The 16547-nt window shown below is 67.4% G+C and carries 15 protein-coding genes; 9 read left to right on the top strand and 6 right to left on the bottom strand.

From position 1 onward, the window contains the following. Position 1 precedes the first annotated feature (1 nt). Positions 2 to 1075, top strand: coding sequence for a tRNA 2-thiouridine(34) synthase MnmA (mnmA, locus tag AWC12_RS12820; RefSeq protein WP_085174725.1), 1074 nt, complete (start codon positions 2 to 4; stop codon positions 1073 to 1075). Here the strand turns inward: mnmA and AWC12_RS12815 are convergent. Then, positions 1072 to 1719, bottom strand: a complete 648-nt coding sequence (locus AWC12_RS12815; protein WP_085174723.1) for a sensor domain-containing protein — start codon at positions 1717 to 1719, stop codon at positions 1072 to 1074. The genes mnmA and AWC12_RS12815 overlap by 4 nt on opposite strands. A 35-nt stretch (positions 1720 to 1754) precedes the next feature. Between AWC12_RS12815 and AWC12_RS12810 the strand changes: the two genes are divergently transcribed. After that, positions 1755 to 2765: a uroporphyrinogen decarboxylase/cobalamine-independent methonine synthase family protein gene (locus AWC12_RS12810; RefSeq protein ID WP_085174721.1), complete on the top strand. Its 1011-nt coding sequence runs from the start codon at positions 1755 to 1757 to the stop codon at positions 2763 to 2765. 38 nt (positions 2766 to 2803) lie between these two features. Here the strand turns inward: AWC12_RS12810 and AWC12_RS12805 are convergent, their stop codons facing one another. Together AWC12_RS12805 and AWC12_RS12800 are read right to left on the bottom strand one after the other, a co-directional pair. Beyond that, the gene (locus AWC12_RS12805; RefSeq protein ID WP_085174720.1) at positions 2804 to 4420 is read right to left on the bottom strand and encodes a 4-coumarate--CoA ligase family protein; all 1617 of its coding nucleotides are present in this window, start codon (positions 4418 to 4420) and stop codon (positions 2804 to 2806) included. Positions 4421 to 4457: 37 nt separating this feature from the next. Beyond that, positions 4458 to 4859: an MmcQ/YjbR family DNA-binding protein gene (locus AWC12_RS12800; protein ID WP_024447850.1), complete on the bottom strand. Its 402-nt coding sequence runs from the start codon at positions 4857 to 4859 to the stop codon at positions 4458 to 4460. A 203-nt stretch (positions 4860 to 5062) separates the two neighbouring features. On the opposite strand from AWC12_RS12800, the gene ligA reads away from it, so the two are divergent. Further along, positions 5063 to 7180: an NAD-dependent DNA ligase LigA gene (gene ligA / locus AWC12_RS12795; protein ID WP_085174718.1), complete on the top strand. Its 2118-nt coding sequence runs from the start codon at positions 5063 to 5065 to the stop codon at positions 7178 to 7180. A gap of 3 nt (positions 7181 to 7183) precedes the next feature. Here ligA and AWC12_RS12790 read toward each other — a convergent pair whose 3' ends face one another. After that, positions 7184 to 7852, bottom strand: coding sequence for an ACT domain-containing protein (locus tag AWC12_RS12790; RefSeq protein WP_207576430.1), 669 nt, complete (start codon positions 7850 to 7852; stop codon positions 7184 to 7186). Between the two features lie 173 nt (positions 7853 to 8025). On the opposite strand from AWC12_RS12790, the gene gatC reads away from it, so the two are divergent. From gatC to AWC12_RS12765, 5 genes are all read left to right on the top strand, one after another. Beyond that, the gene (gene gatC / locus AWC12_RS12785) at positions 8026 to 8325 is read left to right on the top strand and encodes an Asp-tRNA(Asn)/Glu-tRNA(Gln) amidotransferase subunit GatC (RefSeq protein WP_085174926.1); all 300 of its coding nucleotides are present in this window, start codon (positions 8026 to 8028) and stop codon (positions 8323 to 8325) included. Then, positions 8322 to 9806: an Asp-tRNA(Asn)/Glu-tRNA(Gln) amidotransferase subunit GatA gene (gene gatA, locus AWC12_RS12780; RefSeq protein ID WP_085174716.1), complete on the top strand. Its 1485-nt coding sequence runs from the start codon at positions 8322 to 8324 to the stop codon at positions 9804 to 9806. Before gatC ends, gatA begins: the two co-directional genes overlap by 4 nt. 18 nt (positions 9807 to 9824) lie before the next feature. Then, entirely contained in the window at positions 9825 to 10856 is a 1032-nt protein-coding gene (locus AWC12_RS12775) for an ATP-dependent 6-phosphofructokinase (protein WP_024447855.1), read from the top strand. A 123-nt stretch (positions 10857 to 10979) separates the two neighbouring features. Next, entirely contained in the window at positions 10980 to 12491 is a 1512-nt protein-coding gene (gene gatB, locus AWC12_RS12770) for an Asp-tRNA(Asn)/Glu-tRNA(Gln) amidotransferase subunit GatB (protein ID WP_024447856.1), read from the top strand. An 18-nt stretch (positions 12492 to 12509) separates the two neighbouring features. Continuing rightward, entirely contained in the window at positions 12510 to 13874 is a 1365-nt protein-coding gene (locus AWC12_RS12765; RefSeq protein WP_024447857.1) for a sensor histidine kinase, read from the top strand. A 110-nt stretch (positions 13875 to 13984) separates the two neighbouring features. Here AWC12_RS12765 and AWC12_RS12760 read toward each other — a convergent pair whose 3' ends face one another. Continuing rightward, the gene (locus AWC12_RS12760) at positions 13985 to 15106 is read right to left on the bottom strand and encodes a PQQ-dependent sugar dehydrogenase (protein WP_085174714.1); all 1122 of its coding nucleotides are present in this window, start codon (positions 15104 to 15106) and stop codon (positions 13985 to 13987) included. Positions 15107 to 15254: 148 nt separating this feature from the next. Between AWC12_RS12760 and AWC12_RS12755 the strand changes: the two genes are divergently transcribed. Beyond that, positions 15255 to 16088, top strand: a complete 834-nt coding sequence (locus tag AWC12_RS12755) for a DoxX family protein (protein WP_207576429.1) — start codon at positions 15255 to 15257, stop codon at positions 16086 to 16088. 3 nt (positions 16089 to 16091) lie between these two features. Here AWC12_RS12755 and AWC12_RS12750 read toward each other — a convergent pair whose 3' ends face one another. Beyond that, positions 16092 to 16490 (bottom strand): PH domain-containing protein, encoded by a 399-nt coding sequence (locus AWC12_RS12750; RefSeq protein WP_207576428.1) that lies wholly within the window; start codon positions 16488 to 16490, stop codon positions 16092 to 16094. Positions 16491 to 16547 lie beyond the last annotated feature (57 nt).

Genomic DNA, 16547 nt, shown 5'->3' with positions numbered 1-16547 from the left:
GATGCGGGTACTGGTCGCCATGAGCGGCGGCGTGGACTCCTCGGTGGCCGCCGCCAGAATGGTCGACGCCGGACACGACGTCGTCGGTGTACATCTGGCGCTGTCGTCAGCGCCGGGTACCTTGCGCACTGGATCGCGGGGATGTTGCTCGAAAGAGGACGCCGGTGATGCGCGCCGGGTGGCCGATGTTCTCAACATCCCTTTTTACGTCTGGGATTTCGCAGACCGTTTCAAAGAGGACGTCATCGACGACTTCGTGGAGTCGTACGCGCGCGGCGAGACCCCCAATCCGTGTGTGCGCTGCAACGAGCGAATCAAGTTCTCCGCGTTGTCCGCTCGCGCGCTCGCGCTCGGTTTCGATGCGCTGGCCACCGGCCATTACGCCCGGCTGTCCGACGGCCGGCTGCGCCGTGCCGTGGACGCGGACAAAGACCAGTCTTATGTGCTGGCGGTCCTGACTGCCGAGCAGCTGCGCCACGCGGTGTTCCCGATCGGGGACACGCCGAAGCCGCAGATTCGCGAGGAGGCCGCACAGCGCGGTCTTGCCGTGGCCGACAAGGCCGACAGCCACGACATCTGCTTCATCCCGTCCGGCGACACCAAGGCTTTTCTCGGCGCCCGGATCGGCGTGCGCCGAGGCAACGTCGTCGACGCGACGGGCACGGTGCTCGCCGAGCACGACGGAGTGCACGGCTTCACGATCGGCCAGCGCAAGGGTCTGGGCATTCCCGGCCCGGGTCCCGACGGCCGCCCGAGGTACGTGACCGGCATCGATGCGCAGACCGGCACCGTCCACGTCGGTGACCGCGCCGATCTCGAAGTCGGCCGCCTGCTCGGTGACGCTCCGGTGTTCACGTCCGGCGTCGCGCCCGCAGGTCCGGTCGAATGTGTGGTGCAGGTCCGCGCCCACGGCGGAATCACCGATGCCGTCGCCGAACTGCATGCCGACACGCTCGAGGTCACGTTGCGCAGCCCGCTACGGGGTGTCGCTGCCGGCCAGACGCTGGTGCTCTACCGACCGGATCCAGACGGCGACGAAGTACTGGGCAGCGCCACCATCCGCGCTGCGAACTAACCCGGCACGTTCGCCAAGATGTTCGTCATCACGATGTCGGGCACCGAGTCGGGGAACGCGCAGAAAGTGACCTCCACAAGGACCGCGGATTTCACCCGGTAGTCGCGACCGCAGGTGCCGGGCCGGGTATGAACGGAGTTCTCCGACGCCGTCACCTCGCCCACCATTGCCGTTCCCGAGTCGGTGGCCTCACACTGCTCGATCTGCGCGACCATCGCGTCGAATGCCCGCTCGGCCGTCGCGGCGTCGCGGTATCCCGCGGCCGCCTGCGAGATGAGGCCGCCGTCGGGCGGGTTCTGGTAGGTGGTTTTGTGGAACTCCTCGACCTCCGAACCGAACACCTGCGTCTCGGCGTAAATCCAATCGCATTCGGGTGCAATGTCATTGGCCAGATAGCCGGGGATGTCGATGTCCACCGGGTACTTGCTCTCCGTTCCCGGGATCGCGGTCAGATCCGCGCCCGCGCCGGTCACGGCCTGCATCTGCGCACGGTCGAGCAGCACGCTGTCGACGTCGATCGGTGAGCGCGAGTTCTCGTCGATGGCCGGCGGCGGCCGGACGGCCGAGCCGCTCACCGTCTGACTGCAGCCCGCCCCGAGGATCGCCGCGGCGCACATCAGCGCCGTGAATACGCGGCCCGTCATACCAGGACTCTAGTGCGTCGAATATCGTCGGGCGAGTGAGTGTTTTCGCCACCGCGACGGGCGTCGGATCCTGGCCGGGCATCTCCGCAAGGGAGGCGGCCGAGGTGGTGGTCGGCGAGCTCCACCGCCTGCCGCATCTCGTGGAGCTGCCGGCCCGCGGGCTCGGTGCCGACATGATCGGGCGTGCCGGGGCTCTGCTCGTCGACATCGCGATCGACACTGTGCCGCGTGGTTACCGCATCGCGGGCGGGCGCAGCTCGGTGACGCGCCGCGCCGCGAGCCTGCTCGACGAAGACCTCGACGCGCTGGAGGAAGCGTGGGAGAAGGCCGGTCTGCGCGGCGGTGAGCGTGTCGTCAAGGTGCAGGCGCCAGGCCCGGTCACCCTCGCGGCTGCGCTGGAGCTGCCCGGCGGGCACCGTGCCATCACCGACTCCGGTGCCGTTCGAGACCTGACGGCTTCACTCGCAGAAGGCGTTGCTGCGCATCGGCAACAGCTCGAACGCAGGCTGGAAAGCACGGTCGTGGTGCAGTTCGACGAGCCGTCGCTTCCCGCGGCGCTGGCCGGAAGGCTGACCGGGGTGACCAGCCTGAACCCCGTACACCCGGTCGACGAATCGGTCGTCACCGCGCTGCTCGACGAGTGCGCCGGCGCCGTGGGTGGCGAGGTCGCACTACACAGCTGCGCGTCGGGTCTGCCGTGGAAGTTGTTGCAGCGCAGCATGATCAGCGCAGTGTCGGTAGATGTCGAGACGCTGACCGCTGCCGACCTGGACGGGATCGGAGAGTTCGTGGACTCCGGCAGGACTGTGCTACTCGGTGCTGTCCCCGCTAGACCGGCGGGCCCGAAGCCGTCTCCGCAGCAGATCGCCGCATCCGTTGCGGGCATCACCGATCGGCTGGGCTTCGCCCGTGCCGTCCTGCGGGACCGCATCGGTATCAGCCCCGCGTGTGGGCTGGCTGCGGCAACGGCGGCGTGGGCGCGCGCAGCGATCGAGTTGGCGCAGAAGGCTGTCGACGGCATGGCCGAGGATCCCGACGGAATCTGACACGTGATCCGCCAGGGCCGAAACCAGTTGGCTGTGCTCTAGTTCCGCAGATCCTTCCGCAGAATTTTGCCCGAGGCCGATTTCGGGATGGCGTCGATGAACTGCACCTGGCGGACCTTTTTGTACGGGGCGACATTGCTCGCGACGAACTCGATGACCTGTGCGTCGGTCAGCTCGGCGCCCTCTTGCTTGACGACGAACGCCTTCGGCACCTCCTCGCCCTCTTCGTCGCGGACACCGATCACCGCGGCGTCGGCGATGTCGGGGTGGGAGAGCAGCACTGCTTCGAGTTCGGCGGGCGGAACCTGGTAGCCCTTGTATTTGATCAACTCCTTGAGCCGATCGACGATGTACACCAACCCTTTGTGGTCGACCTGAGCGAGATCGCCGGTGTGCAGCCAGCCGTCGTCGTCGATGGTCTCCTTGGTCGCGGTCTCGTTGTTGAGGTAGCCGGCCATCACGTTGGGGCCCTTGAACCACAACTCACCGGTCTGGCTCAAACCCTCTTCCGGAATCTCGATCTCTTTGCCGGTTTCCGGGTCGACCAGTTTCGACGCGGCGTTGGACACCGTCCAGCCGACGGAGCTCAGCGGTGCCTCCTCATGCATGTTCACCCGCCCGCCGTCGAACGGTGTGATGTGGCTGACGGGGCTGAGCTCACTCATGCCATATCCCTGAACCACCTTGCAGCTCAGGCGTTTTGCAACCGCATGGCCGAGGTCGGCGTCGAGCGGCGCCGCCCCGGACATGACGACGTTGAGGGAGGACAGGTCGTGCTCATCGACAAGGGGATGCTTGGCCAGGGCTACCGCGACGGGTGGTGCGATGAAAGCGATCGTGCATTTGTGTTCGGCGATGTTGCCGAGGAACTCGCCGAGGTCGAAGCTCGGCATGATGACCAGCCGGGCCCGCGCATGCAGAGCCGCGTTGAGCAGCACGGTCATGCCGTAGATGTGGAAGAACGGCAGCACCGCCAGCACCACGTCGTCGGGTTGCATTCCGTGCAGCGGGCGGATCTGGGCAACGTTGGCGACCAGGTTGCGGTGGGTGAGCATGACGCCCTTGGGGTTGCCGGTCGTCCCCGAGCTGTACGGCAGCGCCGCCAGATGGGACGACGGCGCGAAATTGACCTGGGGCGCAGCCGTTCCCGACGCCAGCAGATCCGCAGCGTTGGGGTGGCCCGCCCCATCGCCTGTGCCGTCACGACCCGCACCGTCGAGCACGAAGAGGTTGTCGGGGGACAGGCCCGCCAGCGTCGCTCCCTCCTTGGCCTGGGCCAGCAGCGGCGTCACCGTGATCAGCATCTTGGCTTTCGAATCGGTCAGCTGCTTGGCGATGTCCTTGGCCGTGAACAGCGCATTGATCGTTGTCGCGGTCGCGCCGGCGCGCAGGATTCCGTGGAACGAGACGGCGAATGCCGAGCTGTTGGGCGCGAGCAGGCCGACCACATCACCGACGCCGACACCGCGGGCAGCCAGGGCCCCGGCGAACGAATCGATGCGCGCGACCATCTCGCGGTAGGTGGTCTGGCGGCCCGACTTCGCGTCGATCAGCGCGACGGTGTCGAGCTCGGCGTCGGAGATCCGCTCGAATAGATAGTCGTAGACGCTGGAGGTGGGGATGTCGACTTCGGGGAAGGGGCTGGCGAAGCTCATGGAGTCTCCGATCGAGTCTGGCGTGTGCTGCGGCGGGTCAACGTTGGTCGAGCTGCTGGATCAATTTCCTGGCGGCCACCATGCGAAACGATGCATCGGCCAATTCGGCAACCTCCTTCCAGTCCACCTTCGCGGCAGTGAAGTCCAGGCCGAGCCAGCCGTAGGGGCCCATGTAGGCCGGGAAGAAGAAGCGGCGGTCCTGGTCAAGCGCGGCCCTGTCGCTGTCGTCGACCTTCACCAGGATCGAGTGCGGGTACTGAATGTGTTCGCCCTTGCTGTCCGCCTTCGCGCTGCCGCCATAGATGACGAACATCTTCGGCGCGCAGAAAACGGGGCGACCGTGGGACACCTTCTCGAACGCCCCCGGGAAACCCAGCGCGATCTCGCGCACCTCGGCCAGGCCCATGTCGTCGTCGCGGAACATGACCGGATGCGGCATGGCTGCAGCCTACGCAGGCGGCCGGAGTCGGTCCGGCAATCTGTGTCACTGGGCTTCGATAGCCTGCGAGGGTGAGTGCGAAGGCGACGCCCCGGGCGAGCGGAGCGACGGGAAATGGACCCGGGCGAGCGGAGCGACGGGAAATGGATCCCGGGCGAGCGGAGCGACGGGAAATGGATCCCGGGCGAGCGGAGCGACGGGAAATGGATACCGATGCTCAGTCGGTGCTGGCCGAGCAGGCGGGCGAGGCTCCCGATGCCGATCTACGCCGCAGTTGGCAGGAACTCGCCGACGAAGTGCGCGAGCACCAGTTCCGCTACTACGTCCGGGATTCACCGATCATCACCGACGCCGAGTTCGACGCGCTTCTGCGCAAGTTGGAGGCGTTGGAGGACGCGCATCCGGAGTTGCGCACCCCCGATTCGCCGACCCAGCTCGTCGGCGGCGCGGGCTTTGCCACCGATTTCACCTCCGCCGACCATCTCGAACGCATGCTCAGCCTCGACAACGTGTTCGACCCCGACGAACTGGCTGCGTGGGCGGCCCGGATCAAGAACGAGATCGGCGCGAACGCCCAATATCTGTGCGAGCTGAAAATCGACGGGGTCGCGCTGGCGCTGGTGTATCGCGACGGCCGGCTGGTGCGCGCGGCCACCCGCGGCGACGGTCGCACCGGCGAGGATGTCACCCTCAATGCCCGAACCATCGACGATATTCCTGAAAAGCTCACTGCTGCAGAGGAATTCCCTCTTCCAAGAGTGCTCGAGGTGCGTGGTGAGGTGTTCTTCCGGGTTGCCGACTTCGAGGATCTCAACGCCGGATTGGTGGCCGAAGGCAAGCCGCCGTTCGCCAACCCCCGCAACAGTGCGGCGGGCTCGCTGCGTCAGAAGAATCCGGCGGTCACGGCCAGGCGCCGGTTGCGGATGATCTGTCACGGCCTCGGCCACATCGAGAGTCCGGGAGGGTTTCCGTTCGTCTCGCTCCACGACGCCTACCGCGCGCTCAAGGCGTGGGGCCTGCCGGTCTCCGACCACACCGCCCAGGTGAAGGGCCTCGACGCGGTCACCGAGCGCATCGCGTACTGGGGTGAGCACCGCCACGATGTCGAACACGAAATCGACGGCGTGGTGGTCAAAGTCGACGACGTCGCGTTGCAGCGGCGTCTCGGCGCGACATCGCGCGCACCTCGCTGGGCGGTCGCCTACAAGTACCCACCGGAGGAGGCGCAGACCAAGCTGCTCGACATCCGCGTCAACGTGGGCCGCACCGGCCGTGTGACACCGTTCGCCTACATGGAGCCGGTCAAGGTTGCCGGTTCCACCGTCGGACTGGCCACGCTGCACAACGCGTCCGAGGTCAAGCGCAAGGGTGTTCTGATCGGCGACACCGTGGTGATCCGCAAGGCCGGCGACGTAATCCCCGAGGTGCTCGGACCGGTCGTCGACCTGCGCGACGGCACCGAGCGCGAATTCGAGTTCCCCACCCACTGTCCGGAATGCGGTACCGAACTCAAGCCCGCCAAGGAAGGTGACGCCGACATCCGCTGCCCGAATTCGCGCAGCTGCCCAGCGCAGTTGCGCGAACGCGTCTTTCACGTCGCGGGCCGCGGCGCGTTCGACATCGAAGGTCTCGGTTACGAGGCCGCCATCGCCCTTCTGCAGGCCGGGGTGATCACCGATGAAGGCGACCTGTTCGGTCTGACCACCGACGACCTCTTGCGCACCGAGCTGTTCACGACGAAGGCCGGCGAGGTGTCGGCCAACGGCAAGCGCCTGCTGGCCAATCTCGGAAAGGCCAAAGCGCAACCGCTGTGGCGCGTGCTGGTTGCGCTGTCGATCCGCCACGTCGGACCAACCGCAGCCAGGGCGCTGGCGACCGAGTTCGGCAGTCTGGACGCGATCATGGCTGCCTCAGAGGAGCAGTTGGCGGATACGGAGGGTGTCGGTCCGACGATCGCGGCGGCCGTCATCGACTGGTTCACCGTCGATTGGCACCGCGCGATAGTCGACAAATGGCGCGAGGCCGGCGTACGGATGGCCGACGAACGCGACGCCAGCATCGAGCGCACGCTGGAGGGGCTGTCGATCGTGGTGACCGGTTCGCTCACGGGGTTCAGCAGGGACGAGGCGAAGGAAGCGATCATCGCGCGCGGCGGGAAAGCGGCCAGTTCGGTGTCAAAGAGGACCGCCTATGTGGTGGCCGGTGACTCGCCGGGTTCGAAGTACGACAAAGCAATCGAACTGGGGGTGCCGGTTCTCGACGAGAACGGTTTCCGAGCTCTGCTGGAAAACGGGCCGGCCGCCGAGGATTCGCCGCAGTAGTCCTCAGCCGATGATCGTGGCGATGATCCCGGCCAGGTAGCCGAGCCGAGCGACTTCGCTCGGCCGGAACGCGGGGCCGCCGGGGCGCCCCAGCATCACGGCGGTTCGTGGTGAGCCAAGGGGTGCCGCGGCGAGCGTGGTGTCCATGTCGCGCCACACCTGCGGAACCCAGCGGGCCGTCGCGTTCAGCGCATCGGCCCGCTCGAGAGGCAGCCACGGCAACTCCGAGGCCTGCGTCTCAGGCGCTCCCGAGCTGCCTACGACGCGTGCGGCACCCGCCTCCGTGAGCTCGACGACCATGCTCCATCCGACGCGCAGCACTCGGGGCGCCTCGTCGACGAGCACTTGAAGCCGGGTGAGCTTGCCGGCGGCGGCGGCGACGTGATCGATGAGTTCGAGCTCCCGATGCGCCTCGAGCAGGCCGGTGTGCGGACGGATGCTGTCGACGTAGACGCCGTGCAGGTTCTCCGCTGCCGTGATGAGCATGTCGGGCATCGCACCGGGCGGCAGCTCGACGACGAGGTCGTCGATCGCATACCCGGCAGCCCGTTCCACCACGTCGAGGGACAAGATGTCGGCGCCCACCGAGCCCAGCGCCACGGCAAGAGAGCCGAGGCTGCCGGGCCGGTCCTCAAGCTGGACCCGCAGCAGATAGGAAGGCACGGCTGACACTGTGTCACGGAGGGCCCGACGCGGGCGACTCGAAGGAAAGCCGGCGGTACTGGTTAGGGCGGCTCGCCGCGGTGCTGGTTGGGGCGGCTCGCCGCGGTGCTGGTTGGGGCGGCTCGCCGCGGTGCTGGTTGGGGCGGCTCGCCGCCGAAAAGCCTCGACTAGGCTTCGTGGTCGTGTCACAGATCTCCCGAGACGAGGTTGCGCACCTCGCGCGCCTCGCGCGACTCGCCCTGACCGACAGTGAGCTGGACGGCTTCGCCGGGCAACTGGACGCCATTCTCGGCCACGTCAGCCAGATCCAGGCGGTCGACGTCACCGGCGTCGAGGCCACCGGCAACCCCCTGAAGGATGTCAACGTTTTCCGTCCGGACGCACCGCAGCCGTGCCTCACCCAGGAGCAGGCGTTGTCGGGGGCCCCGGATGCCGCCGAGGGTCGCTTCGCTGTGCCGCGGATTCTGGGAGAGGCTGAATGAGCGAGCTGATCACGCTGGACGCCGCCACCTTGGCCGCCAAGATCGCCGCCAAAGAGGTGTCCTCGACCGAGGCGACGCAGGCGCACCTCGACCAGATCGCCGCGACGGACAGCAGATACAACGCGTTCCTGCACGTCGCCGCGGACAGGGCGCTGGAGGCCGCTGCCGCGGTGGACAGCGCCGTCGCGGCAGGCGAGGATCCTGCCTCTGCGCTGGCAGGCGTCCCGTTGGCGCTCAAAGACGTCTTCACGACGACGGACATGCCAACGACCTGCGGCTCGAAGATCCTCGAGGGCTGGATGTCGCCGTACGACGCGACGGTCACCGCGCGGCTGCGCGCCGCAGGCATCCCGATCCTGGGCAAGACCAACATGGACGAGTTCGCGATGGGCAGCTCGACCGAGAACTCGGCCTACGGTCCGACGCGCAACCCGTGGAACGTCGATCGGGTGCCCGGCGGGTCCGGCGGCGGTAGCGCCGCAGCGCTCGCTGCGCTGCAGGCCCCGCTGGCCATCGGTTCCGATACCGGCGGCTCGATCCGCCAGCCCGCGGCGCTGACCGCGACCGTCGGCGTCAAGCCCACCTACGGCACGGTGTCGCGCTACGGGCTTATCGCCTGCGCGTCGTCGCTGGACCAGGGCGGGCCGTGTGCGCGGACTGTGCTCGACACCGCGCTGCTGCACGCGATCATCGCCGGTCACGACCCGCGGGATTCGACGTCGGTGGATGCGCCGGTGCCCGACGTCGTCGCCGCGGCCAGGGCGGGCGCCGAGGGCGACCTCAGGGGCGTTCGAGTCGGCGTGGTCAAGCAGCTGCGCAGCGGTGAGGGCTATCAGCCGGGTGTGCTGACCTCGTTCACCGCGGCCGTCGACCAGCTCACCGCGCTCGGTGCCGAAGTGACCGAAGTCGACTGTCCGCACTTCGACTACTCGCTGCCTGCCTACTACCTGATCCTGCCGTCAGAGGTGTCGTCGAACCTCGCGAAATTCGACGGCATGCGCTACGGCCTGCGCGTCGGCGACGATGGCACCCACAGTGCCGAGGAGGTCATGGCGCTGACGCGTGCCGCGGGCTTCGGCCCGGAAGTCAAGCGCCGCATCATGATCGGCGCGTACGCGCTGTCGGCCGGCTATTACGACGCCTACTACAACCAGGCGCAGAAGGTTCGCACACTGATCGCGCGAGATCTCGACGAGGCTTACAAGAGTGTCGACGTACTGGTGTCGCCCGCAACTCCGAGCACCGCGTTCCCGCTCGGCGAGAAGGTCGACGATCCGCTGGCGATGTACCTGTTCGACCTGTGCACGCTGCCGCTGAACCTGGCCGGGCACTGCGGCATGTCGGTGCCGTCGGGTCTCTCGGCCGACGACAATCTGCCGGTCGGCCTGCAGATTATGGCGCCTGCCCTCGCCGACGATCGGCTCTACCGGGTGGGGGCGGCCTACGAAAGGGCGCGCGGTCCACTGCCAACTGCGCTGTAACAGGGGAGGATGCAGAGCATGCGCATCGGAGTACTGACCGGCGGCGGCGACTGTCCTGGCCTTAACGCGGTGATCAGGGCGGTCGTGCGCACCTGCGACGCCCGGTACGGATCGTCGGTGGTCGGCTTCCTCGACGGCTGGCGCGGCCTGCTGGAGGATCGCCGCATTCAGCTGGCCAATGACGATCGCAACGATCGCCTGCTGGCCAAGGGCGGCACGATGCTGGGCACCGCCCGCACCAATCCCGACAAACTGCGTGCCGGACTGGACCAGATCAAGCAGACGCTCGAAGACAACGGCATCGACGTGCTGATCCCGATCGGGGGAGAGGGCACCCTCACCGCGGCGCACTGGCTCTCCGAAGAGGGGGTGCCCGTTGTCGGTGTGCCGAAGACGATCGACAACGACATCGACTGCACGGACGTGACTTTCGGCCATGACACGGCGCTGACGATCGCGACCGAGGCCATCGACAGGCTGCACAGCACCGCGGAATCCCACCAGCGGGTGATGCTCGTCGAGGTGATGGGCCGCCACGCCGGCTGGATCGCGCTGAACGCCGGAATGGCGTCCGGTGCGCACATGACGCTGATCCCGGAGCAGCCCTTCGACGTAGAGGAGGTGTGCCGGCTGGTCAAGCGACGGTTCCAGCGCGGCGACGCGCACTTCATCTGCGTGGTCGCCGAGGGAGCCAAGCCCGCCGAGGGGTCGATGCAGCTGCGCCAAGGCGGCATGGACGAATTCGGGCACGAGAAGTTCACCGGTGTCGCCCAGCAGCTTGCGATCGAGGTGGAAAAGCGCATCAAGAAGGAGGTGCGCGTCACGGTTCTCGGACATGTGCAGCGCGGCGGCACCCCCACCGCCTACGACCGCGTCCTGGCGACCCGCTTCGGGGTCAACGCCGCCGACGCCGCGCACGCTGGTGAGTACGGGATGATGGTGTCCGCCCGCGGCACGGAGATCGGGCGGGTTCCGCTCGCCGATGCCGTCAAACAGCTCAAGCTCGTCCCGCAGAGCCGCTACGACGACGCCGCCGAGTTCTTCGGCTGAGGTTCCTCCCGCGAGCTGGGGGCACCTCCGGCTTGCGGGGGATGCAAACTCGCTCGAATCGCCGCCGAACGTGCGAGTTTGCGTCTGCTCGGCGGCCGAGGGCGACCCATTAGGATCGAGAACATGACTTCAGTGACCTCGGCTGCCGTACCACTGCTCGATTACGACGAAGTCATCGCCAAGTACGAGCCGGTGCTGGGCCTTGAAGTTCACGTCGAGCTGTCGACGGCCACCAAGATGTTCTGCGGTTGTGCCAACAGGTTCGGTGCCGAGCCCAACACGCAGGTCTGCCCGGTCTGCCTCGGTCTGCCGGGCTCGCTGCCCGTCCTCAACGAGACCGCGGTCGAGTCCGCGATCCGCATCGGGTTGGCGCTGAACTGCGACATCGCCCCGTGGGGCCGGTTCGCCCGAAAGAACTACTTCTATCCCGATCAGCCGAAGAATTATCAGATCTCCCAGTACGACGAGCCGATCGCGATCAACGGTCACCTTGAGGTGCCTCTCGATGACGGCACCACATGGCGCATCGAGATCGAGCGTGCCCACATGGAGGAGGACACCGGGAAGCTGACCCACCTCGGCAGCGATACCGGACGCATCGCGGGGGCGACGACGTCGCTCGCCGACTACAACCGTTCCGGCGTGCCGCTGATCGAGATCGTCACCAAGCCGATCGAGGGTACGGGCGCACGTGCGCCGGAGATCGCCCGCGCCTACGTGACCGCGCTGCGGGATCTGTTGCGCGCCTTGGGCGTCAGTGATGTCCGGATGGACCAGGGCTCCATGCGCTGCGATTCGAACGTATCCATCAAGCCGATCGGCCAGGCCGAGTTCGGCACCCGCACCGAGACCAAGAACGTCAACTCGCTCAAAAGCGTGGAGGTCGCTGTTCGGTACGAGATGCGAAGGCAGGCAGCGGTTCTGGAAGCTGGTGGCTCCATCGTGCAGGAGACGCGGCACTTCCACGAGGACGGACACACCTCACCGGGCCGCAGCAAGGAAACCGCACAGGACTACCGGTACTTTCCCGAGCCCGACCTCGAGCCGGTGGCGCCGAGTGCCGAGCTGGTCGAACGTTTGCGAACCACCATCCCTGAGCTTCCTTGGTTGTCGCGTAAGCGAATTCAACAGGAATGGGGGATCGCTGACGAGGTGATGCGTGACCTCGTCAACATCGGCGCGCTCGACCTGATCGCCGCCACCGTCGAGCACGGCGCGTCCAGCGACGCGGCACGGGCCTGGTGGGGGAACTTCCTGGTGCAGAAGGCCAACGAATCCGGGGTCGACCTGGAGGCGCTGCCTATCACGCCCGCGCAGGTCGCTGCCGTCGTCAAGCTCGTCGACGACGGGAAGCTGTCCAACAAGCTGGCACGCCAGGTCGTAGAAGGCGTGCTGGCCGGCGAAGGAGAGCCGGAGCAGGTGATGAACGACCGCGGGCTGGTCGTGGTCCGCGACGATTCGCTCATCCAGGCTGCCGTCGATGAGGCGTTGGCCGCCAATCCCGATGTCGCCGAGAAGATCCGCGGCGGCAAGGTACAGGCCGCAGGAGCGATCGTCGGCGCGGTGATGAAGGCGACGAAAGGACAGGCCGACGCCGCGCGGGTGCGCGAACTTGTCATGGCCGCCTGCAGTTAGCCCTTAAAGTCGAACGCGATGACCCGCATTCAGGACCTGGTCTTCCGCGTCCTTGCACACCCACTGCGGTGGCTGTCGCTGCGCTCGATCGTCATCCTGTCCCAGTTGGGCGTGACGATCCTGGTGCTGACCCTGGGTGTCTGGGTGTGGGTGGGCGTCACCAACGACCAGTACGACCAGCTCGACCGTCGGCTGGATTCGCTGTCGAGCCTCGGCGATGTGAACACCCTGCTGCGCAGCGCGCAGGAAGGCGTCGGGCCAGAGCCCACCGAGGGCGGCCTGGTCCGTACGGCCCGCTTCGGCGGCACGACGGTCTCGATTCCCGCCGACATCGTGTTGCCCGAGCTGGACAGCGGTTACGCCGACGCCACGATCGGGGGCGTGGAGTATCGGGTCCGCACCATCAAGACCGGTAACGCGTCGATCGCGCTGGGCGCACCGCTGGCCGAAACCCAGGCCCGCATCGATTCCCTGCACTGGCGCGTCTTCTGGATCTGTTCCGGGGTCATCCTGATCACCATGCTCGTGGGCTGGTTGATCTCCCTGATCATGGTCAACCCGTTCCGCCTGCTCGCGCAGCAGGCTCGGGCCATCAACGCGCAGTCCAATCCGGACGAAGTGCAGGTGCGCGGGGTGTGGGAGGCCGTCGAGATCTCCGAGGCCGTCGAGGGCATGCTCGCCAGGATCGGCGACGAGCAGCAGCGCACCAGGGCGGCACTGGAATCCGCGCGCGACTTCGCCGCCGTCGCCTCCCATGAGCTACGCACCCCGCTCACCGCGATGCGGACCAACCTCGAGGTGCTCGCCACCCTCGATCTGGGGGCCGAACAGCGCGAGGAGGTCATCGGCGACGTCATCCGTACCCAGTCCCGCATCGAGGCGACGCTGACCGCACTGGAGCGTCTCGCGCAGGGCGAGCTCACGACCGTGGACGACTTCGTGCCGGTGGACGTCGCCGAGCTGCTCGATCGTGCCGCCCACGACGCGATGCACCACTATCCGGGTCTGGACGTGTCGCTCGCGTCCTCGACGACCGTGCTGATGTTGGGGATGCCGGCCGGCCTGCGGCTCGTTATCGACAATGCCATCGCCAATGCGGTCAAACACGGCGGGGCGACCCAGATCCGCTTAAGCGTGGTCTCCTCGCACGAGGGCGTGGAGATCGCCGTCGACGACAACGGTTCGGGAGTGCCGGAAGAGGAGCGCTCCGAGGTGTTCGCGCGATTCCACCGCGGCACCACGGCGTCGCGTTCAGGCTCGGGGCTCGGCTTGGCGTTGGTCGCGCAGCAAGCCGAAATACACGGCGGCACAGCGTCATTGGAGGACAGCCCGCAAGGCGGAACACGGTTGATGCTGCGGCTACCCGGATCCGGGCCGAGCTAACCGCGCCGACGCGCTGACCCTCCCGAGCGTGCATCCAGGGCGAGAATTTCGGTCAGGTGCCACCACCGGCGCACGCTCGGCGGTTACTGCAGGTGCGGACTTGGCGCCGATCAGGTGTTGTCGGCGTTGGTGCGCGGGAACCCGCCACCCTGCGGGAAGAGCGGGAATACGACGTCGTCGAGATTCATCGCATCCCCGGTGGTCTTGTTGACGGTGGCGCCCCACACGTTGCCGTCCGGCGAAACCTGAAGCGCCCACGCGTGACCGTGCTGATCCTGACGGACCACCTCCGGGTCCCCGGTCACCGCCCCGGTTTCGGGTGCCATGCGCACCGCCACCGTCTGCTTGGTGTTGACGAGATTGACCAGCACCGTGCCGTCCAGCGCGGCGCACCCCGCCACCCCTGGGCGGTCCGGCCACGTCCACACGGTCGACACCTGCGAGTCTTTGGTGATCCGCTGCAGCCGGTCGGCGGTCGGTGTGCGGTCGGTGACGTAGAGCGACTGGTCAGCCGGATCGATGCACATGCCCCCACCCGGGCCCAAGCCCGACAGCGCGGTCGTGGTCGGTGCCTGGTTGACCGTCGTCGGCTGCTCGATGCGCAACAACTTGCCCGCCAACGAACCCGGATCGGCGGCCTGGGCGGGATTCCCGGCGTCGCCGGTCTGCACCACCAGCGTGGTCGGACTCGTGAAGATCAGCGAGCCGGTGTTCCCGGTGGCGCCCCTGGGGATGCCGGTCAGGATCGGCTTGGGCGGATCACCCTCGGCGATGCGCACCACCCGATTGTCCGACGGAGTGCTGATGTAGGCGTACATCAGTCGGTCCTGCGCATAGGTGGGGGACAGCACTATGTCCATCAGCCCACCGTCGCCGCTCGCGTCGACGGGAATCTGCATCTTCTGGATCGGCTCGGCTTTCACCGACACCTGCTTGACGTTGCCGGTGAGACGTTCGGCGACCAGGGCCGACTGGCTGTCGGGCAACATGATCAAACCGCTGGTGCTGCCCAGGCAGCCCTGCATGACGCCCGGTGCCGGGCATTCCTTCGGGAACGGCTTGGCAGGCAGCGGGGGAGGTGGCGGCGGTGTCGACGTCGGCCCGGGAGCCAGTTCGGGTTCGGTGGTGAAAGGCTGCGACTGCGCCGAGTCGAACCGCGCGCAGCCGGCACCGGCCAGCAGTGACGCGCACAGCAGCGCGACAAGAGCCCCCGACGACCGACTTACGTTCATGCACGCCAGGTTACGGATCGTTGGGAACTGCTCGCCACGTGGTCGGTCGCGGCCACCCGCCCGGACCTGCGGTCCTACGGAAAAACACGTGCTCAACGCGCCGCGCCAATTCCCGGCGAGGGCTGCAGTTGCACTTACCCTGGCTGTCGTGACCAGTCCCCATGACCCACGCCCCTGGCAACGGCCCGACGACTCGGCTGGCCGGCCCGCGTCGGCGAGCCTGGTGGACCCCGAGGACGATCTCCCCTCCTCGAACTACGGCGGCGACTTCGAGACCACCGCGATTCCCCGGTACGACTCCGCCAAGCCTGCCGAGCCGCAGCCCTTCGCGCTGCTCAACGACCCGGAACCACTGCCGTACGTGCAGCCCACCACGGGCCTGGCCGCGGGTGCATACGGGGCGACGCCGGCCGCGCCCACCGAGGTCGGAGTGGATCCGGACCGCGTCGGTGACGACCGCAGGGGCACCCAGGATCTCGGACTGCTGCTGCTGCGCGTCGCCGTCGGAGCGCTGCTGATCGGACATGGCCTGCAGAAGGTGTTCGGTTGGTGGGGTGGTCCCGGCCTCGGAGGCTTCCGCGACCAGCTGGCCGATGTCGGCTTCCGCAACGCCGACATCCTGTCCTATGTGGCCGCGGGCGGCCAGATCGCCGCGGGTGTGCTGTTGGTGATCGGCCTCTTCACGCCGATCGCGGCAGCAGGCGCGCTGGGTTACCTCGTCACCGCGACGCTGGCGGAAGCCACTATCGCGCACAACGACGCCAGGCTTGCGGAATTTCTCACCGACGGCCACGAATACCAGCTCGTCCTGCTCTTCGCGGTGGCGGCGATCATCCTGGTCGGGCCAGGCAAGTACGGCCTCGACGCCGGTCGTGGATGGGCCCGGCGACCTTTCGTCGGTTCGTTCGCGGCACTCATTCTCGGTGTCGGTGCGGGCGTGGCGATCTGGGTCCTGCTCAACGGCGCGAACCCTCTCGGCTAGGTCCTACTGCTCATACGGGTTCGGCACCCGTCCGCCGCTGGCCTCGGTCAACACCGGCAGCGTCGAGAACGTCACCGCGGGCAGCGTGAACTCGCTTCCGTCACGGCGCCGCGCCACCGCCCACGCCTTTCGTCCGAAACGAAGTCCGTCGATGTCGTCCCACGGCACCGTCCGACGACCGAACAACGTGCGCGCGGTGACGGCCTCCCGATCAGCGAGGGTCCGGTAGCGCGCGATCACGATCGAGAGCATCACCGGAATCACCAGCAGCACCACAAACCAGGGCGGCCTGGCGAACACGAGGGCCGAGAGCCCCAGCGTGAGGAATCCGACGGCAATATGCGCCATCGGCGAGATCCTGATGACCACGGGGGACGACTCCGGTGCCGAGGGTTTACCCATGTCGCCATCATGGCATCGTGGTCGGAGATTTGACCTTCACCCAGTTCGGAGGCTACC

The sequence above is a fragment of the Mycolicibacterium iranicum genome (assembly GCF_002101705.1).
Classification (GTDB): domain Bacteria; phylum Actinomycetota; class Actinomycetes; order Mycobacteriales; family Mycobacteriaceae; genus Mycobacterium; species Mycobacterium iranicum.
The sequence above is the reverse complement of the archived record's forward strand: the minus strand, read 5'-3'. Positions and strand labels throughout refer to the sequence as shown.

Excerpts from the sequence above, each read along its gene's own strand:
- mnmA (WP_085174725.1), top strand. The coding sequence starts at position 2 with ATGCGGGTACTGGTCGCCATGAGCGGCGGCGTGGACTCCTCGGTGGCC.
- AWC12_RS12815 (WP_085174723.1), bottom strand. The coding sequence starts at position 1,719 with ATGACGGGCCGCGTATTCACGGCGCTGATGTGCGCCGCGGCGATCCTC.
- AWC12_RS12805 (WP_085174720.1), bottom strand. The coding sequence starts at position 4,420 with ATGAGCTTCGCCAGCCCCTTCCCCGAAGTCGACATCCCCACCTCCAGC.
- AWC12_RS12800 (WP_024447850.1), bottom strand. The coding sequence starts at position 4,859 with ATGCCGCATCCGGTCATGTTCCGCGACGACGACATGGGCCTGGCCGAG.
- ligA (WP_085174718.1), top strand. The coding sequence starts at position 5,063 with ATGGATACCGATGCTCAGTCGGTGCTGGCCGAGCAGGCGGGCGAGGCT.
- gatA (WP_085174716.1), top strand. The coding sequence starts at position 8,322 with ATGAGCGAGCTGATCACGCTGGACGCCGCCACCTTGGCCGCCAAGATC.
- AWC12_RS12775 (WP_024447855.1), top strand. The coding sequence starts at position 9,825 with ATGCGCATCGGAGTACTGACCGGCGGCGGCGACTGTCCTGGCCTTAAC.
- gatB (WP_024447856.1), top strand. The coding sequence starts at position 10,980 with ATGACTTCAGTGACCTCGGCTGCCGTACCACTGCTCGATTACGACGAA.
- AWC12_RS12765 (WP_024447857.1), top strand. The coding sequence starts at position 12,510 with ATGACCCGCATTCAGGACCTGGTCTTCCGCGTCCTTGCACACCCACTG.
- AWC12_RS12760 (WP_085174714.1), bottom strand. The coding sequence starts at position 15,106 with ATGAACGTAAGTCGGTCGTCGGGGGCTCTTGTCGCGCTGCTGTGCGCG.
- AWC12_RS12750 (WP_207576428.1), bottom strand. The coding sequence starts at position 16,490 with ATGGGTAAACCCTCGGCACCGGAGTCGTCCCCCGTGGTCATCAGGATC.